The sequence below is a fragment of the Mycobacterium sp. NGS59 genome (assembly GCF_059812345.1).
Window position 1 is genome coordinate 499,046 of the sequence record NZ_JCALCN010000002.1, and the last position, 16,566, is coordinate 515,611.

At 65.3% G+C, this 16,566-nt stretch carries 13 protein-coding genes; 5 read left to right on the forward strand and 8 right to left on the reverse strand.

Features of this window, described 5'->3' with window-relative positions:
• Positions 1-54 precede the first annotated feature (54 nt).
• The 3 genes from pstS to AC5Y46_RS04930 form a co-directional block, all read right to left on the reverse strand.
• Positions 55-1,179, reverse strand: coding sequence for a phosphate ABC transporter substrate-binding protein PstS (pstS, locus tag AC5Y46_RS04920; protein ID WP_499945443.1), 1,125 nt, complete (start codon positions 1,177-1,179; stop codon positions 55-57).
• An 80-nt stretch (positions 1,180-1,259) separates the two neighbouring features.
• Positions 1,260-2,165, reverse strand: coding sequence for a non-homologous end joining protein Ku (gene ku / locus AC5Y46_RS04925; protein ID WP_499945441.1), 906 nt, complete (start codon positions 2,163-2,165; stop codon positions 1,260-1,262).
• Between the two features lie 84 nt (positions 2,166-2,249).
• Entirely contained in the window at positions 2,250-3,125 is an 876-nt protein-coding gene (locus AC5Y46_RS04930) for a carbohydrate kinase family protein (RefSeq protein ID WP_499945440.1), read from the reverse strand.
• Between the two features lie 23 nt (positions 3,126-3,148).
• On the opposite strand from AC5Y46_RS04930, the gene AC5Y46_RS04935 reads away from it, so the two are divergent.
• On the forward strand, positions 3,149-5,419 hold the full coding sequence (locus AC5Y46_RS04935) for an ATP-dependent DNA ligase (RefSeq protein WP_499945439.1): 2,271 nt from the start codon (positions 3,149-3,151) through the stop codon (positions 5,417-5,419).
• 22 nt (positions 5,420-5,441) lie between these two features.
• Here AC5Y46_RS04935 and AC5Y46_RS04940 read toward each other — a convergent pair whose 3' ends face one another.
• Both AC5Y46_RS04940 and AC5Y46_RS04945 read right to left on the reverse strand, forming a co-directional pair.
• A complete protein-coding gene (locus AC5Y46_RS04940) occupies positions 5,442-5,657 on the reverse strand; it encodes a hypothetical protein (RefSeq protein ID WP_499990235.1) in 216 nt (71 codons plus the stop codon).
• 133 nt (positions 5,658-5,790) lie between these two features.
• On the reverse strand, positions 5,791-6,228 hold the full coding sequence (locus tag AC5Y46_RS04945) for a winged helix-turn-helix transcriptional regulator (RefSeq protein ID WP_499990236.1): 438 nt from the start codon (positions 6,226-6,228) through the stop codon (positions 5,791-5,793).
• 91 nt (positions 6,229-6,319) lie between these two features.
• Here AC5Y46_RS04945 and AC5Y46_RS04950 point away from each other — a divergent pair, with 91 nt between their 5' ends.
• Positions 6,320-9,067 carry an ATP-binding protein gene (locus AC5Y46_RS04950; RefSeq protein WP_499990237.1) on the forward strand — a complete coding sequence of 916 codons (2,748 nt, stop codon included), beginning with the start codon at positions 6,320-6,322 and terminating at the stop codon, positions 9,065-9,067.
• A gap of 150 nt (positions 9,068-9,217) precedes the next feature.
• Positions 9,218-10,234: an alcohol dehydrogenase catalytic domain-containing protein gene (locus tag AC5Y46_RS04955; protein WP_499990238.1), complete on the forward strand. Its 1,017-nt coding sequence runs from the start codon at positions 9,218-9,220 to the stop codon at positions 10,232-10,234.
• Here the strand turns inward: AC5Y46_RS04955 and AC5Y46_RS04960 are convergent.
• Both AC5Y46_RS04960 and AC5Y46_RS04965 read right to left on the reverse strand, forming a co-directional pair.
• The gene (locus AC5Y46_RS04960; protein WP_499990239.1) at positions 10,227-11,636 is read right to left on the reverse strand and encodes an FAD-dependent oxidoreductase; all 1,410 of its coding nucleotides are present in this window, start codon (positions 11,634-11,636) and stop codon (positions 10,227-10,229) included. The two genes, AC5Y46_RS04955 and AC5Y46_RS04960, sit on opposite strands and share 8 nt — an antisense overlap.
• A 53-nt stretch (positions 11,637-11,689) precedes the next feature.
• Positions 11,690-12,493, reverse strand: a complete 804-nt coding sequence (locus AC5Y46_RS04965) for an alpha/beta fold hydrolase (RefSeq protein WP_499990240.1) — start codon at positions 12,491-12,493, stop codon at positions 11,690-11,692.
• Between the two features lie 340 nt (positions 12,494-12,833).
• On the opposite strand from AC5Y46_RS04965, the gene AC5Y46_RS04970 reads away from it, so the two are divergent.
• The gene (locus tag AC5Y46_RS04970; protein ID WP_499990242.1) at positions 12,834-14,765 is read left to right on the forward strand and encodes a fumarylacetoacetate hydrolase family protein; all 1,932 of its coding nucleotides are present in this window, start codon (positions 12,834-12,836) and stop codon (positions 14,763-14,765) included.
• A 47-nt stretch (positions 14,766-14,812) separates the two neighbouring features.
• Positions 14,813-15,628 carry an enoyl-CoA hydratase/isomerase family protein gene (locus AC5Y46_RS04975; protein WP_499990243.1) on the forward strand — a complete coding sequence of 272 codons (816 nt, stop codon included), beginning with the start codon at positions 14,813-14,815 and terminating at the stop codon, positions 15,626-15,628.
• Positions 15,629-15,631: 3 nt separating this feature from the next.
• Here AC5Y46_RS04975 and AC5Y46_RS04980 read toward each other — a convergent pair whose 3' ends face one another.
• Positions 15,632-16,501, reverse strand: a complete 870-nt coding sequence (locus tag AC5Y46_RS04980) for a TIGR03619 family F420-dependent LLM class oxidoreductase (protein WP_499945435.1) — start codon at positions 16,499-16,501, stop codon at positions 15,632-15,634.
• Positions 16,502-16,566 lie beyond the last annotated feature (65 nt).

Sequence of the window (16,566 nt, forward strand, 5' to 3'; positions counted from 1 at the left end):
GGTTTCGCTGACTGATGTCGGAGGGATCGTGCAACGCCGTCCCCCGACTACCGGTCATGCGATGGCGTTGACGATCGGTGTGAGCTTTGATTGCAACGACTTCGGCAACGGAATGTATCCGTACTCGTCCAAGCCGATCTGACCGTCACCAATTGTGGCTTGCATGAACGCCTTTACCGCTTTGCCTGTGGGTTCGTCGGGGTACTTGGAGCAGACGACTTCGTAGGTGACCAACACGATGGGGTAGGAGCCGGCCTGGGTGGGGAGATAGAACGACGCGGTGTCCACGATCAGGTCGCGCTCGTCGCTGCCGGGCTTGAACTTGGCGCCGCTGATCGTCCTGCCGACCGTCTCCGGGCTGATCGACACGGGCTCGGGTCCCGCCGAGGTGATGATCTGCGCCTTGTTCAGCTGGTGCCCCTCGGCGAAGGACCATTCGTTGTAGGTGATCGACCCGTCGGTCTTCTTCATGGCCTGCGAGGTGCCGTCGTTGCCGGTGGCGCCTTCGCCGACACCCCCGTTGAACACCTGACCGGCGCCTTTACCCCACGCACCGTTGGAGGCGGCGTCCAGATACTTCTGGAAGTTGTCGGTGGTCCCGGACTTGTCGGCGCGGAACACGACATGGATCGGAATCGCGGGCAGGTTGGTATTGGCGTTGAGGGCTTTGATGGCCGGATCGTCCCACTTGGTGATGGCCCCGTTGAAGATCTTGGCGATGGTGGGCCCGTCCAGGCTGAGCGAATTGATCCCGTTGATGTTGTACGTGACTGCGATCGGGCCGAATACGACGGGAATGTCCCACGCAGGGGAATTGCAGCGCGCCCGGGCGCTGTCGGGTTCGCCTTTGTCCGCGTTCATCGGTGAGTCCGAGCCCGCCAGATCAACCTGGCCCCCGATGAATGCCGCCATCCCGGCACCGGATCCGTTGGCGTTGTAGTCCAGGGTGTGTCCCGGACATGCATGGATGAAGGCGTAGACGAACTGTTCCATCGCGTTCTTCTGCGCGGTCGATCCCGCGGCCAGGATCTTCTTCTTTCCGCCGCAGTCCACCGGGATGACGGGGGCGGTCGACGACGACGAGGAGGCCGACTTGTTGGAATCGCCGCCGCACCCGGACAGCACCAGCGCCATGCCGACGAAGAGGCTGAATGCAACGACAGACCGAGCGAACTTCACGGCAACTCCTCTGCAGAACAGTCGACCCGTTGAGGGTGAACCCAGAATGTCACTGGTGACCCCGTGCCGGTCAAGGGCTCTTAAGATTTCGACTCCGCTTTGGAACCCGCCTTCTTCGCCGGTGCCTTCTTCGCCGGCGTCTTCTTGGCCGGTGCCTTTTTCGCCGCGGACTTCTTGGCCGGCGCCTTGCCGTCACCCGAGCGCGCCTTCACGCTGGCCTCGAGTTTGGCCAGCAGATCGGAGACATCTTCGGTCTCGTCCAGCTCGGTTGGCTTCTCCTCGACCGTAAACGCTTCCCCGCCTTCGAGTTTGGCGTCGACCAGTTCCCGCAGCTGCTCCTGGTAGTCGTCGTGGTAGCGGTCCGGGTCGAACTCGTCGGCCATCGACTCCACCACTTGCCCGGCCATCTTGAGTTCGGCCGGCTTGATGTCGACCTTCTTGTCCAGCACCGGGAAATCCGGGTCGCGGATCTCGTCAGGCCACAGCAGCGTGTGAATCACCATCACGTCGCGCTTGCCGAAGTCCTTGACGCGCAACGCGGCCAGTCGGGTCTTGTTGCGCAGCGAGAAGTGCACGATCGCCATCCGGTCGGATTCGGCGAGCGTCTGGGCCAGCAGCACATAGGATTTGGAAGATTTCGAATCTGGCTCCAGAAAGTAGCTGCGGTCGAACAGCATCGGGTCCACTTCACTGGCCGGGACGAACTCCAGCACTTCGATTTCGCGGCTGCGCTCTTCGGGCAGGGTGGCGATGTCGTCGTCGGTGATGATGACCGACCGGCCGTCGTCGGATTCGAAGGCGCGGGCGATGTCACCGTATTCGACGACTTCGCCGCAGACCTCGCAGACCCGTTTGTACCTGATGCGTCCGTTGTCCTTGGCGTGCACCTGGTGGAACTTGATGTCGTGGTCCTGGGTGGCGCTGTACACCTTGACCGGGACGTTGACGAGCCCGAACGCGATCGAGCCCTTCCAAATGGAGCGCATTGCCTCAGTATGCCCAGTTAATGCCGAGGGATCGCAAAAGTACCCGACACGCCGAGCGTGCGAGGGCCATTGCGGCTGCTCGCCTCAGGGGCCGGGGCGGCTCACCGCGCGTGCCGCCGCCGCGGCCGCGGCCTCCAGCGCCGACGTCAGCGTGTCCAACCCGATCCTGCGCAGGAGGGTTCGCCGGTCACCGCCCAACAGGCCCGCTTCCCAGAGCGTGTCGAGCAGACCGACCATGAACGCGTCACCGGCACCGACGGTGTCGACGACCTCTACCGGACGCGCCGGCACCGTCACCTCACCGGCCGCGCAGAGCGCCAGCGAGCCGCGCTCACCCATGGTCAGGGCGATGATCGCCGGCCCGGACGCCAGCCAGCCACGCGCGGTGTCCCGCGGCGGGCGGTCGGGTGCGAGCCAGCGCAGGTCCTCCTCGCTGACCTTGACGATGTCGCTGCGCTCGACGAGCTTGTCGACGCGGTCGCGCGCCTGCTCGCGGTCCACGATCAGCGACGGCCTGACGTTGGGGTCGAAGGTGACGGTGGCAGACACCCGGTAGGCATCCAGCAGCGCGGCCACCGCCAGGCAGCCCGGCTCGCGTACCGCGGCCACCGACCCGGTGTGCACGAACAGTGGGGGCGGGACGGGCGGGGTCCCCGAGAGCTGCCAGTCCAGCTCGAAGCAATAGCTCGCCGAGCCGTCGGCGGCGATGGTCGCCGTGGCGGTAGGTGTCCGGGTAGCGGCAACGCTGCCCGAAACCAGCTGCGCGCCAGAGTCTTTGACATAGGCCGCGATGCGGCGGCCGTTCGCGTCGTCAGCGATGTGGGTCAGGAAATCGATACCGCGACCCAGGCGGGCAAGGCCCACGGCCACATTCAGCGGGCTGCCGCCGACATGCCGGGTGGTAGACGGTCCCGCCACGATGTCTATCAGCGCTTCGCCGATCACGAGCCCGCGCTCCATGCCCGACACGTTACGTTGACATCATGGGTTCGGCACGCGAGCAACAGGTGCGCCTGACCAATGCCGACAAGGTGCTCTACCCCGCCACCGGGACCACCAAGCGGGACATCTTCGACTACTACACCGGTATCGCCGAAGTCATGGTGCCGCACATCGCGGGTCGGGCCGCGACGCGCAAACGCTGGCCCAACGGTGTCGACGAGCCCTCGTTCTTCGAAAAGCAGCTGGCGTCGTCGGCGCCGGCCTGGCTACCGCGCGCCAGCGTCACGCACCGGTCGGGTACCACGACCTACCCGATCATCAACAGCGCCGACGGGCTGGCGTGGATCGCGCAGCAGGCCGCGCTCGAGGTGCATGTGCCGCAGTGGCGCTTCGTCGCCGAGTGGACCCGCAAGGGCGCCGAAGAACTCAAGCCCGGCCCGGCCACCCGCCTGGTGTTCGACCTGGACCCCGGCGAGGGTGTGACGATGGCGCAGCTCTGCGAGGTTGCCCACGCCGTCCGAGAACTGATCACCGATATCGGACTGACCCTCTTTCCGTTGACCAGCGGTAGCAAGGGTCTGCACCTCTACGCCCCGCTGGAGGAACCGGTCAGTAGCGCCGGCGCCACGATCTTGGCCAAACGTGTTGCGCTGCAACTGGAGAAGTCCATGCCCAAGCTGGTCACCGCGACGATGACCAAGAGCTTGCGCGCCGGCAAGGTCTTTTTGGACTGGAGCCAGAACAACGGCGCAAAGACCACCATTGCGCCGTACTCGCTGCGCGGCCGAGAACATCCGACGGTAGCGGCGCCCCGGACGTGGGAAGAGATCGAGGACCCCGAGCTGCGCCACCTGCTTTACGACGAGGTGCTGGCCCGCGTGCAACGCGACGGCGATCTACTTGCCCCGTTGGACGCCGACGCCCCGGTGGCGGACCGGCTGACGAAATACCGCAGTATGCGCGATCCGTCCAAGACTCCGGAACCGGTGCCGAGTTCGAAACCCGTTACCGGGCAAGGCAACACCTTTGTCATCCAAGAGCACCACGCCCGTCGCCTGCACTACGACTTCCGGTTGGAGCGGGACGGGGTGCTGGTGTCGTGGGCGGTGCCGAAAAATCTGCCCGAGACCACCGCGGTGAACCACCTGGCGGTGCACACCGAAGACCATCCGCTGGAATACGGGGGGTTCGAGGGCATCATCCCCAAGGGCGAATACGGCGCCGGCAAGGTCGTCATCTGGGACTCAGGAACCTACGACGCCGAGAAGTTCCTTGATGACGAGGTCATCGTCAACCTGCACGGCAACCGGATCTCCGGACGGTACGCGTTGATCCAGACCAACGGCAACCAGTGGCTGGCGCACCGGATGAAGGACCAGAAGGCTTTCGACTTCGACGGTCTCGCACCGATGTTCGCCACGCACGGTTCGGTCGCCGGGCTGACGAAGGGTCAATGGGCGTTCGAGGGGAAATGGGACGGCTACCGCCTACTGGTCGACGCCGAATACGGCCAGATGCGGCTGCGTTCGCGCAGCGGCCGGGACATCACCGCGGAGTTTCCCCAATTGGCCGCGGTGGCAGCCGATCTCGCCGAACATCATGTGGTGCTCGACGGCGAGGTCGTCGCGCTCGATGACGCGGGCGTACCCAGCTTCAACCGGATGCAGAACCGGGTCCGCGCCACCCGCATCGAGTTCTGGGCGTTCGACCTGCTCTACCTCGACGGCCGCTCACTGCTGCGGGCCAAATACGCCGATCGGCGCAAGCTGTTGGAAACCCTGGCCAGCGCAAGCGAACTCATCGTTCCTCCGTTGCTCTCCGGCGGCGACGGAGCCGAGGCGCTGGAGTATTCGGCCAGGCAAGGTTGGGAGGGCGTGGTCGCCAAGAAGCGTGACTCCAGTTACCAGCCGGGCCGCCGCTCCGCCTCGTGGATCAAGGACAAGCATTGGAACACCCAGGAAGTCGTGATCGGCGGCTGGCGCGCAGGCGAAGGTGGGCGCAGCAGCGGCATCGGAGCACTGTTGATGGGCATACCGGGACCCGACGGACTGCAGTTCGTCGGACGAGTCGGAACCGGCTTCACCGACCGCGAGCAAGCCAAGCTGAAGGAAACCTTCGCGCCTCTGCACACCGACGAATCACCTTTCGCCGTCAAGCTTCCCGCTCGCGAAGCCAAGGGCGTTACGTTCCTGGAGCCGAAGTTGGTGGGCGAGGTGCGCTACAGCGAGTGGACCCCGGAAAACCGGCTGCGCCAACCGAGCTGGCGAGGGCTGCGCCCCGACAAGAAACCGAGTGAGGTGGTACGGGAATGACATCCAAGGACGCAGCCCGCCCTCAGTTAACGCGAATGTCCGTCAGCTCGATGGAGACGACCAGCTGATCAAGCATGGGATGTCCCGCGTCATCGCGTACGAAAATCATGCGCCTTGCCGGAACAATCATGCCGTCGACGTCGAACTCCGAGACATAGTGCGCCGCAGGTGATCCGCCGGCAATGTCAACTTGGTAGTCACGTCGCCGGATCAGGCCGTCCTCGTCGATGTAGAGCACCTGTTGCGGACTGTGGGTGGCGATGTCCGGCGGGTAGTCGACATGGAGCCGACGCCAGAGTGCTCATGGCAGTTAGGTTTCCAGCCCGCGGGGACAGTCGGTATAGGTCGGATGACTAGCCTCGGCGTTTACGTCAGGTGGGTTTGGAAATGAGGATGACGTCCGTCGGCTCGACGATCTGACCGTCGCGGCGTCTCAGCACCGCTCGCACCGGCTTGCGCGTAACGCTCTCGACGAACCGATTGCTGCTGTCGGTGGCAGAGGGCAGGTGCGTCCGGCCCCACTGTCCCAGTGCAACGAGGATGGTGCTGACCTCGTGGCCGGCATCCGTCAACTCGTACCGCTGCCGCCTGCGGTCACCGGGTTCCTGGTAGTCGACGACCTCGAAGACGCCCGCTGCGACCAGGGCCGACAAGCGGTTGCTCAGAATGTCTGGTGCGACGCCGAGTTCGGTACGGAACTCGGAGAATCGCGTGCGCCCCAACATGGCTTCGCGCAGGATCAACATCGACCATCGCTCGCCTAGTACCGCCATCGCGCGTGCAATCGGGCAGTCATCGTCCACATTCATCGGCACTCAGCGGCACCCCCGATCATCTGGATTGGAATAACCTACTCAGCGATGTTACCGTCAAACCCATGACCCGGGGCGCGGGGGTGCGATGTCGATGATCGGCCGCACCGACGAGTTCACTGCACTGACTTCGGCGGCGTCGAATATCACCCAGTCGGGCCGCGCACTCGTCGTCGAGGGCGAAGCCGGCATCGGGAAGACCACGCTGCTGAACGCCGTCGCGAGGTGGGCCGGCGACAACGGATTCACTGTGCGTTCGTGCGCGGGTGTGCAATCTCAGGCGAAAGTGGGTTACGCGGCCGTTCACGAGCTCGTTCATCCCCTCCTGGGTCATGCCGAAGCCTTACCGAACCACCAACGCAGAGCCCTGCTGGCGGCATTCGGGATGGAGGAGCACGAACTCCCCAACCCTCTGTTGATCGGGGTGGCGATGCTCGGCTTGCTCGAGGAAGCGGCGGCTCACCAACCGCTCATCCTCATCGTGGACGACGCTCAGTGGCTCGACGGCTCCTCGTTGCATGTGTTGACCTTCGTCGGACGCCGGCTGGCGAATTCGCCTGTCCTGCTGCTGTGCGCCGCGAGACCGAACCTGGACGGTGAGCCGGAGCGGCTCGTCTCGCTGTCGCGATTCCCGCTCGGGCCCATCGATGACGACACGTCGCGGGCACTGTTGGCCGAGGCGGTAACCGACACGGGCGCAGGCACTCTCAGTGATGTGGCTCAACGCCGGATCCTGGCCGAGGCCGGAGGCAATCCCTTGGCCATCGCCGAGTTGGCCAAAGCCGTGTTGGCGAGCGACGAGCACACGGTGCTGACGGCGACGACACCGCTGCCGACCACTCGGCGTATCGAGCGTGTCCTGCTCGAGCAGCTCGATTCGCTTCCCGAGCCAAGTCGTCAGCTATTGGCCTTGATATCAGCCGGAGATGATGCACCGCTGGCCGAGCTGGTCGATGCTGCCCGACGGGTGGGGCTGTCCGAAAGCGACTTGGACCCGTTGGAGCGCAATGGATTGATCACCGTCGGCGCCGGTGCGCTTCGCGTTCGCCATCCGTTGATTCGGTCGGTCGCCTATAACGCGGCAGGGCTCTCGCAACGCTCGACCTTCCATCGCGCTCTCGCCGAGGCAGCGACCGATCCGATGCGTGCAGTATGGCAGCGTTCCGCAGCGGCCTACGGGCCCGATGAGACCATTTCCGCCGAGCTGGAAAGACTGGCCGACAGTGCATTACACCGCGGCGCGAACGACGAAGCGGCCGCGGCATTGCGGCGCGCTGCGGCGTTGTCACCATCGCCGGACAGACGCGTTCGTCGCCTGGTGAGCGCGATCATGCCGGCCTACCGCGCAGGGCTGACGGTGGAAGCGATCGACATCCTGGGCGAGGCAGAACCGCTCGCCACCGACTCCCTCGACTTGTTCGAGCTCGCCTTCGCGCGCTTCACGATGGGTATCACCACAGGCGTTGCGGCCCCGAAGGTGTCGGATCTCGTTTCATTGGCAGACCGACTCGGCGACAACGGCGAACATAAGTATCAGACGCGTCTACTGGCAGCCGCGGCCGCTCAGTGTCGCATGCACGGCATGGACGAGCGTGACAGGCATATGGCGGCCGAAGCGCTGCATTCGATCGAGTACCGCGGAGACCCCTCCATCGAGATCGCCCTCGCCATCGCCGAGGACACCAAGTACGCCCGTCACTTCCGTTCTGAGGCAGAGCGGCTGCGCACTCAGGTGGCCGGCGACGTCACCGCGTTGATGTCGATGGGCCTTGCCGCGGAATCGGTGTCGGACTTGAACATCGCGCAAGGCTGTTGGACCGAGGCGGCCGCAGTCGCCCACGCCACCGGGGCACCCACCATCGAGTGCGAAGCGCTCCGCGGTTCCGCGCGTGCGCAGATCATCGCCGGACACCTACAGGAGGCGACGGTCAGCGCTCAAGGCGCTTTCCGCATAGCGACCGATGCCAACCTATCTATCAGTACCGGTGCCGCGGCAGCGCTCCTGGCGAGATCGCATGCCTGGCGCGGAGAGATCCGGGCAGCAGAGCAAGCGCTCGCAACCGCCCGACAGCATCTGCCGACCGACACGCCGCTGCTCTGGTTGGACGACCTCTCTTGGGCCAGCGGATTGCTGGCACTCACGGTGCACGATTACCAGCAGGCATTCGTCGACCTCTCGCAGATGACCCGTGACCGCAGTGCCCGCCGCTGGGCGATCGGCGATCTGACCGAGGCGGCGGTCGGTAGCCGACATCCGAGCATGGTCGGCGATCTCATCGACGAGATTGCCTCGGAGGCAACCACTCTGGGATCCGAGCACATTGCGATGCTGGTGCACCGCAGCCGCGCCCTGCTCGCGGGCAGTGACCCCGATGCCGAGCATCACTTCAACGCCGCACTCCAGTGCGCGGATGCGACTGAACGGAGTCCGTTGGAGTACGCCCGCACGCAGCTCTGCTACGGCGAGTGGCTGCGACGTCAACGCCGTATCGTCGACGCCCGCGCACAGTTGTCGACTGCGCTGCGCGTGTTCGAAGCGCGTGGAGCGCATCCGTTCGCGCAGCGTGCCCGCGGGGAGTTACGCGCTGCCGGAGTGCAACTGCCGGGGCACGTGACTGCGGAGGATCAGGTCGCGGAGTTGACTGCACAGGAACTGCAGATCGCTCAACTGGCCGCAGCCGGTCTCAGCAACCGGCAGATCGCCGACCGGATCTACCTATCCCACCGGACTGTCGCGGCGCACCTGTACAAGATCTTTCCCAAATTCGGCATCACCAGTCGCAACCAGCTTCGGGATGCGCTCGGCGATGGGATCCCGTCCCAGGGTGACATCTGAGCCTCCGGCATAGGTGAGGTGACTGAGACAGCGAACTCGTCTGGGCTCCAGACTGCGGAAATCAGTGGCGGCGCCGGCGGCACGCCACTGCGCCGAACGACGGTCGGTGTGCTGATACCGAAGTGTCCACCGATCTGGTGTCGTTACGGCATGAATTCGTATCGGGCGTATCAGGTGACCGGCCAACGCAACTTCGCGATGGTGGAGCGCGAATTGCGCGAGCCACTCGAAGGGGAGGTGCGCATCCGGACAGCGGCGTGCGGCGTGTGCCACAGCGACATGCTCGGCGTCGAGGGGCAGCGGGCGGATCCGACGCAGCCGATCGTGCCGGGACACGAGGTGATCGGCACGATCGACGCGGTTGGACAGGCAGTGGACGATCGCTGGCGCGTTGGCGATCGCGTCGGGCTGGGCTTCCTGGGCGGACATTGTGGACGATGTGAATACTGCCGCTACGGCGATTTCGTGAACTGCACCGATCAACCGCAGCCGGGCACGACCGTCGATGGCGGTTACGCCGAGATCGTGTACGCCCGCCCCAGCGGGTTGGTGCGCATCCCCGAGGGATTCGACGTGCTGACCGCTGCGCCGCTGCTGTGCGCGGGAGTGACCGTCTTCAACGCGTTGCGCGCCGGCCAGGCTCCGCTGAACACCCTGGTCGCCGTCCAGGGCATCGGTGGTCTGGGCCACCTCGGGATCCAATACGCAAAGCGGATGGGGTACCGCGTCGCCGCGGTGGCCCGAGGTACGCAGAAAGCTTCGCTGGCAAGGGATCTGGGTGCCGACCACTACATCGACAGTGCGGCCGAAGACACCGCCGGGGCGCTCACCGCACTGGGCGGCGCGACCGCCATCGTCGCCACGGCGGCCAGTGGCGCGTCGATGGCGGGTCTGATCCCCGGGTTGCGGCCGCGCGGCCGTCTGGTGGTCGTGGGTGCCTCACCCGAGCCGATACCCGTGCAGACACCAGACCTCATCTTCGGCGGACGCAGCATCATCGGCAGCCTGACCGGGTCTGCGATCGAGAACGAAGACAATCTCGGGTTCGCGCTCACTCATCAGATTGCCCCGATGATCGAGCCGCTCCCGTTCGGCGAGGCACCACGGGCCTACGAACGCATGATGTCGGGGCGTGCGCGCTTCCGCGTCGTCCTCGACTTCACGTGAGCATTCCCAGCAACTGGTTGAAACACTCCGACATCGACGGATGGGTGTAGATCCCATCGCGTAGCGTGCTGGCAGTGATCCCGTGCCGCATCGCCAATGCGACCAGGTTGATGACTTCGTGGGCGTCGTGGCACAGCAGCGTCGCACCGAGGATCCTGTCGGTGGTGGCGTCGACGACCACCTTCATCATCCCGGCGGTTTGACCGACAATCCGCGCGCGTGCGACTGTCGCGAGATTGACCACGGGACTTGCGGCTACACGGACCTCGTAACCCGCTGTGCGCGCTTGGGATTCGGTCAAGCCGACGCGTGCCAGCGGCGGTGTGAGGAACAGGCAGTTGGGCACCACATCGCGCTGCGAGGCCCGGCGGGGCACCGGTGCGTCCGTGAGTTGATCGAGAACGATGCGATAGTCGTCGAGCGAGATGTAGGTGAACTGTGGTCCGCCGTTCACATCACCGACGGCGAAGATGTGCGACTGGCTCGTGCGCCGGTAATCGTCCACGACGACGGCACCGATATCGGTGGTCTCCACGCCGGCACGATCGAGACCCAGATCGGCGGTGTTGGGCGTGCGCCCGAGCGCGACGAGTACGGCGTCGGCGTCGACGGTGGCCGAACGACCGTCAACCAGATACTCCACGCGCGCTGCCGGTGGACCGCCTTGACGCATGATCGTCTGCAACCCAACGATGTTCGCGCTGGTGATAATGGTGGCGCCCCGCTGCCGCAGCAGCGCCCGCGCAGCGTCGGCCACGTCGGTATCCTCGTTCGCCAGCACGGTGGGACGATGCTCCAGGATGGTGACGGCGCTTCCGAACCCGGCGTACATCGACGCGAACTCCAGACCGATGTAACCTCCGCCCAGGATGACGAGTTGGTCAGGTCGCGACGTCTTCCGGAGGAGCTCCGCGCTGGTCACCACTACCGGGTTCTCCCTGAGCCCCGGCAGATCTGGGATGTTCGGTGTCGACCCGGTACCGATGACGATGTGACCGGCGGTGATCACCACGGGCCCCGAAGCCGTGGAAACCTCCACGTTCTCGGGATCGAGAAAACGCGCCTTGCCGGTCAGGACCGTCACCGACGGGAGGGGTGCCATCGATGCGCGGTTGGCTGCGCGCAGACCGGCTGTCAGTCGCTCGGTGGAGGCCATCGCGTCTGCGTAGGCCGACGCGCCGGAGACCGCCGCTATCTGATGCTCGCCTCGGTGCACCATCGACTTCGTGGGGACGCACCCGGTGTTGATGCACGTCCCGCCGTACATCGCGGCTGACTCTTCGACCAAGACCACGCGGTGACCGCGCCGGCCCATATCGGCGGCCAGGGTCTTGCCACCCTTGCCGAAGGCGATGACCAGCAGGTCCGCGGCCAGGTGATCCTGAGCTGAACTCGGTTCCATGGCGGCGACATTGCCGGGCCGCGGCGGTGGCCGGTATCCGTCGGATGACCTAATCACGAAGCCAGGAAAGTGAGCACCTCCATCGTGAAGTCATCGATGTGCTGAAAGAGGAAGCCGTGGCCGGCATCGCTGTAGAGGATCACCTTGGCGTTGGGCAGGCGGCCCGCCATCGCGTACGTGGCGTAGGCATCAATCATGTGGTCGTGTGCGCCGTTGGCAACCAATGCCGGAATCGTCAACTCGCCCAGGCGATCCCACACGCTTGATCCGGTAGATCCGATGACGGCCAACTGAGCCTGCATCGTTTCCAGCGAAACCGCCACGTGGTCCTCGGATAGCGTGCGGGTGTCCAGACGGCGCAGCGACTGGATGCCCAGTTCGCGAGCACGGTCGGTATCGGGGAAGAACAGGTAGAGGAAATCGTCGTCGTCGTTGACGGGCTTGGTCGCCACCTGCCAGATCTTCGGATCGGCCTGCGGCATACCGGGAACGCCGCCACCGGGAGAGCTGCCTGCGACAACCAGGCGACGCACTAGATCGGGGCGCTGCAGCGTCACCGCCTGCACCACAATTCCGCCGAGCGACCATCCCAACAGGTCGATCTGGGTCACACCCAGAGCCTCGACGAATTCCAATAGTCCGCCTGCGAGCGCGTCCATGGTGGTGGGTGCGGTGCCATCGGTTCTGCCGTGACCCACGTTGTCGAAGATGATCACATCGCGTTCTGCAGCCAGCCGATCGAGGAACACCGGATCCCAGTGGTCGATCGTGCCGCGAAAGCGTAAGGCCAGCACCAGCGGTACCCCGGATGTGCTGCCGAACCGGCGATAGGCGAATCGGGCGTTCACCCCGTCCACGAATCGGGTCTCGGCGTCTGCAGCGGGTGATGACGACATGTTGGTACCTTCGCTCGGTGCGGTCTGATCAGCCGCTGGCATTCGCCGCGGTCTGGATTCAGCGTGCTGTCGAGCACGGTGCGAGTCCATACGCACGTTGACTGAATAGTTCGACGTTCTCCGTGGGATCCTGCTGCGGATGGCGACCCCGCGAGGGTCGCGCGGGAACGACTCCGCGCAAACAGACCTCGAGTTCGACGGGTGATCGGCTACTGGCCGCACGCAGTGGCCGATCGGCCGTGATGGATGATCGGGGAATGCCGCGCACTTCGAATACTGCAACTCCGCCGGTGGTACGGGAATGAAATGGGTCACCTTCCGGGACCGGGACGACGAGCGCGTCGGTGTGCTGTCCGGCGACGACGTCTACGCCGTGGAGCCGGGTCGTACGTTGCTAGACCTGATCTCGGCGGGGCCGGACGCGCTGCGTGCGGCCGGAGAAGCGGCGCTGCAATCACCGTCGTCGGTGATTCGGCTGGTTGACGTGACCCTGGCCGCCCCGATCCCGCGGCCGCCGTCGATCCGCGACACCCTGTGCTTCCTGGACCACATGCGCAACTGTCAGGAGGCCACCGGCGGCGGCCGGGTGTTGACGGACACCTGGTACCGGATCCCGGCATTCTATTTCGCCTGCCCGGCAACCGTATTGGGGCCCTACGACGATGCCCCGATGGCGCCCGGAAGCGCCTGGCAGGACTTCGAACTGGAAATTGCGGCGGTGATCAGCTCCCCCGGAAAAGACCTGACGGTGGAGCAGGCCGAGCAGGCCGTCGTGGGGTACATGATCTTCAACGACTGGTCCGCGCGCGACCTGCAGATGCTGGAGGGCCAGTTGCGGATCGGTCAGGCCAAAGGCAAAGACAGCGGGGTCACCCTGGGACCGTGCCTGGTGACCGCCGACGAGCTGGCACCCTTTTGCCGCGACGGCAAACTCAGCCTGCAGGTCACCGCACTGGTCAACGACACCGTCGTCGGCTCGGGATCCACCGGCACGATGGACTGGAGCTTTCCCGAGGTGATCTCCTACATCTCTCGCGGCGTGACGCTGCGCCCCGGCGACGTGATCGGTTCGGGCACCGTGCCCACCTGCACGCTCGTCGAGCACCTGGGTAGGCCGTCGTTTCCGGGCTGGCTGCGCGACGGGGACGTGGTGACGCTGCGGGTCGAGGGACTGGGGGAGACGCGTCAGACCGTGCGGGCGTCACCGGCCCCGTATCCGCTTGCGCCGCGGCCCAATCCGTCTTCGGCCGGGCTCGCGCAGCGGGTGAATCCGGCTGTGGCGAAGGTGCCCTACACCCGCGGGCTGCACGAGGTCGCCGAACGGGTGTGGGCATGGACGCTGCCCGACGGCGGATACGGTTGGAGCAACGCGGGTTTGGTGACCGGCGACGGGGCGTCGCTGTTGGTGGACACGCTGTTCGACCTGACGCTGACCCGTGAGATGTTCGACGCGATGCGTCCCATCACTGACCGGGCGCCCATCACCGACGCGTTGATCACCCATTCCAACGGCGACCACACGCACGGTAACCAGTTGCTGGACAGTCGAGTTCGGATCATCACCGCCGCCGGCACCGCCGAGGAGATCGCGCACGAACCCAACGCGGACCGGTTGGTCGGGATCCAGACCGCCGACCTGGGTCCGGTCGCGACGAAGTACGCGCGAGACCGGTTCGGCCACTTCGACTTCAGCGGGATCACCATACGCAACGCCGACCAGACCTTCGACCGCGAACTGACCGTCGACGTCGGCGGCCGCCGCGTGGACCTGCTGAACCTGGGACCCGCCCACACCGGTGCCGACTCGGTGGTGCACGTGCCCGACGTGGGGGTGCTGTTCGGCGGGGACCTGCTGTTCATCGGCTGCACACCGATCGTGTGGGCGGGTCCGATCGCCAACTGGATCGCGGCCTGCGACGCGATGATCGCGCTGGACCCTGCTGTGGTGGTGCCAGGCCACGGGCCGGTCACCGACACCGACGGGATCCGGTCCGTCCGTGGCTATTTCGTGCACCTCATCGAGCAGGCCGACGCGGCTCATACCAAGGGCTTGTCGTTGGCGGAGGCCGTCGATACCGTCGACCTCGGTGAGTACGCGTCCTGGCTGGACTCCGAACGCGTCGTCGTCAACATCTTCCGGCGCTACTGCGAACTCGATCCCGACACACCGCAGCCGGAATTGATGGGGTTGTTCGCGATGCAGGCCGAGTGGTTGGCCAAGCGGCAGGGTTAGGGGTCGCCCGGAACACCCCCGTCAGCCGGATGTCCTACGGTTTCGATATGGCACCCGAACCCGCAGTCACACTGGAAACTCTCGAAGACGGCATCGCCTGCCTCACGCTGAACCGGCCCAAACTGTTGAACGCCATCGACGGGTCTCTCATCAGAGCCACCGACGAAGCGCTGGATGTGCTGAGCAGGGGTGAACATCGGACAGTGATTCTGACCGGCGCCGGACGAGGCTTCTGCGCGGGCGCCGATCTGAGTGGCACCGGCGAAGCCTGGACCGACGTCAACCCGTCGACCCCCGGTTTCAAGGTCACCTACGACGCGCAGGTGCGGCTGGCCGATCTGTTCGTCCGGCTCTACGAGCTGCCGATCCCGGTGATCGCAGCGGTCAACGGTGTCGCGGTCGGCGGCGGCCTGGCGTTCGCACTGCATTCCGATATCCGCATCGCTTCCGAGACAGCACGATTCGGCTCGGCGTTCATCAAGGCCGGCTTCTCCTCGATGGACATGGGCACCAGCTACCTGCTGCCGAAGATCGTCGGCGCCGGAGTGGCACGTGAGCTGATGTTGACCGGTCGGATGATCGACGCCGAGGAGGCCCACCGGATCAAGCTGGTGCACCAGGTGGTTCCGGCCGAGGACCTGATGACTGCCGCGCTGGACAAAGCCCGAGAGATCGCGCAGAACAACGCATTCGGGGTGTGGCAGACCAAGATCGGCCTCAACGCCGCCCTGGATGCGCCCAGCCTGCGGCATGCCATCGAGATCGAGAACCGCACCCAGATCCTGACCGGCTTCACCAACAATCCCGCCGAGGCGGCGCGGGCGCATCGCGAGAAACGTGCACCGAAATGGGATACGTTGTGACGGTCAGGCTTTGGCGATCACCTGATCGGCGTACTTCTCCAGCAGATGAATCTTCTTCGCCAGCGGGTCCTTATCCGGGCCGACGATGTAGGGCCAGCGGAAACCCACGATCACGTCGGTGACGCCGTTGTCCTCGAGACGCTTGATCCCGTCGACGGTGTAGGCGTCGGTGGAGATGACGTGAATCTCGAACGGGCCGGTCTTGCCCTCTTCGTCGCGAAACTGCTTGACCCGGGCGATGAGTCGATCAAGTTCCTCCGGGGAGCTGCCACCACCGTGCATCCAGCCGTCGAGCCGCGCGGCCCGTCGCAGCGCAGCGTCGGCGTGCCCGCCGACCAGGATCGGGATCGGCTCAGTGGGCGCCGGACTCATCTTCGTCTTGGGGATGTCGTAGAACTCGCCGTGGAATTCGAAGTACTCGCCGGTGGTCAGACCCTTGACGATCTCGATGCATTCGTCCATTCGCTTGCCGCGCTTGGCGAACGGGATGCCCATCAGCTCGTAGTCCTCCGGCCACGGGCTGGTCCCCACGCCGAGTCCCAGCCGGTTGCCGTTGAGCGCCGCCAGCGAACCGGCCTGCTTGGCGGTGAGCGCCGGGTGCCGGACGGGTAGCTTCAGGACGAAGAAGTTGAGCCGCAACGTCGTCGTCACCGCGCTCAAAGCCGCTGTCAGAACGAATGTTTCGACGATCTCTTTGCCGTCGAGGAACTCCCGGCTGCCGTCGGGGGTGTAGGGATATTTCGAGTCCGACTCGAAGGGGTAGGCGAGGCTGTCGGCGATCGTCATGCTGTGGTAGCCGGCCCGCTCGGCTGCCTGAGCCAGCGGAATGTAGAACTGCGGGTCGGTCAACGACTCCGCGTAACTGAAGCGCACGGCATCCTCCTGTTACGCCGAGCGTGTAGCCACCGCGAAAAATCGGCTGTTTTTTCGCACTGGCT

What these genes read in the sequence shown, in the direction of transcription:
- AC5Y46_RS04950 (WP_499990237.1), top strand. Translation starts at nt 6,320, where the DNA reads ATGTCGATGATCGGCCGCACCGACGAGTTCACTGCACTGACTTCGGCG.
- ku (WP_499945441.1), bottom strand. Translation starts at nt 2,165, where the DNA reads ATGCGCTCCATTTGGAAGGGCTCGATCGCGTTCGGGCTCGTCAACGTC.
- AC5Y46_RS04935 (WP_499945439.1), top strand. Translation starts at nt 3,149, where the DNA reads ATGGGTTCGGCACGCGAGCAACAGGTGCGCCTGACCAATGCCGACAAG.
- AC5Y46_RS04955 (WP_499990238.1), top strand. Translation starts at nt 9,218, where the DNA reads ATGAATTCGTATCGGGCGTATCAGGTGACCGGCCAACGCAACTTCGCG.
- AC5Y46_RS04945 (WP_499990236.1), bottom strand. Translation starts at nt 6,228, where the DNA reads ATGAATGTGGACGATGACTGCCCGATTGCACGCGCGATGGCGGTACTA.
- AC5Y46_RS04970 (WP_499990242.1), top strand. Translation starts at nt 12,834, where the DNA reads ATGAAATGGGTCACCTTCCGGGACCGGGACGACGAGCGCGTCGGTGTG.
- AC5Y46_RS04975 (WP_499990243.1), top strand. Translation starts at nt 14,813, where the DNA reads ATGGCACCCGAACCCGCAGTCACACTGGAAACTCTCGAAGACGGCATC.
- AC5Y46_RS04960 (WP_499990239.1), bottom strand. Translation starts at nt 11,636, where the DNA reads ATGGAACCGAGTTCAGCTCAGGATCACCTGGCCGCGGACCTGCTGGTC.
- AC5Y46_RS04930 (WP_499945440.1), bottom strand. Translation starts at nt 3,125, where the DNA reads ATGGAGCGCGGGCTCGTGATCGGCGAAGCGCTGATAGACATCGTGGCG.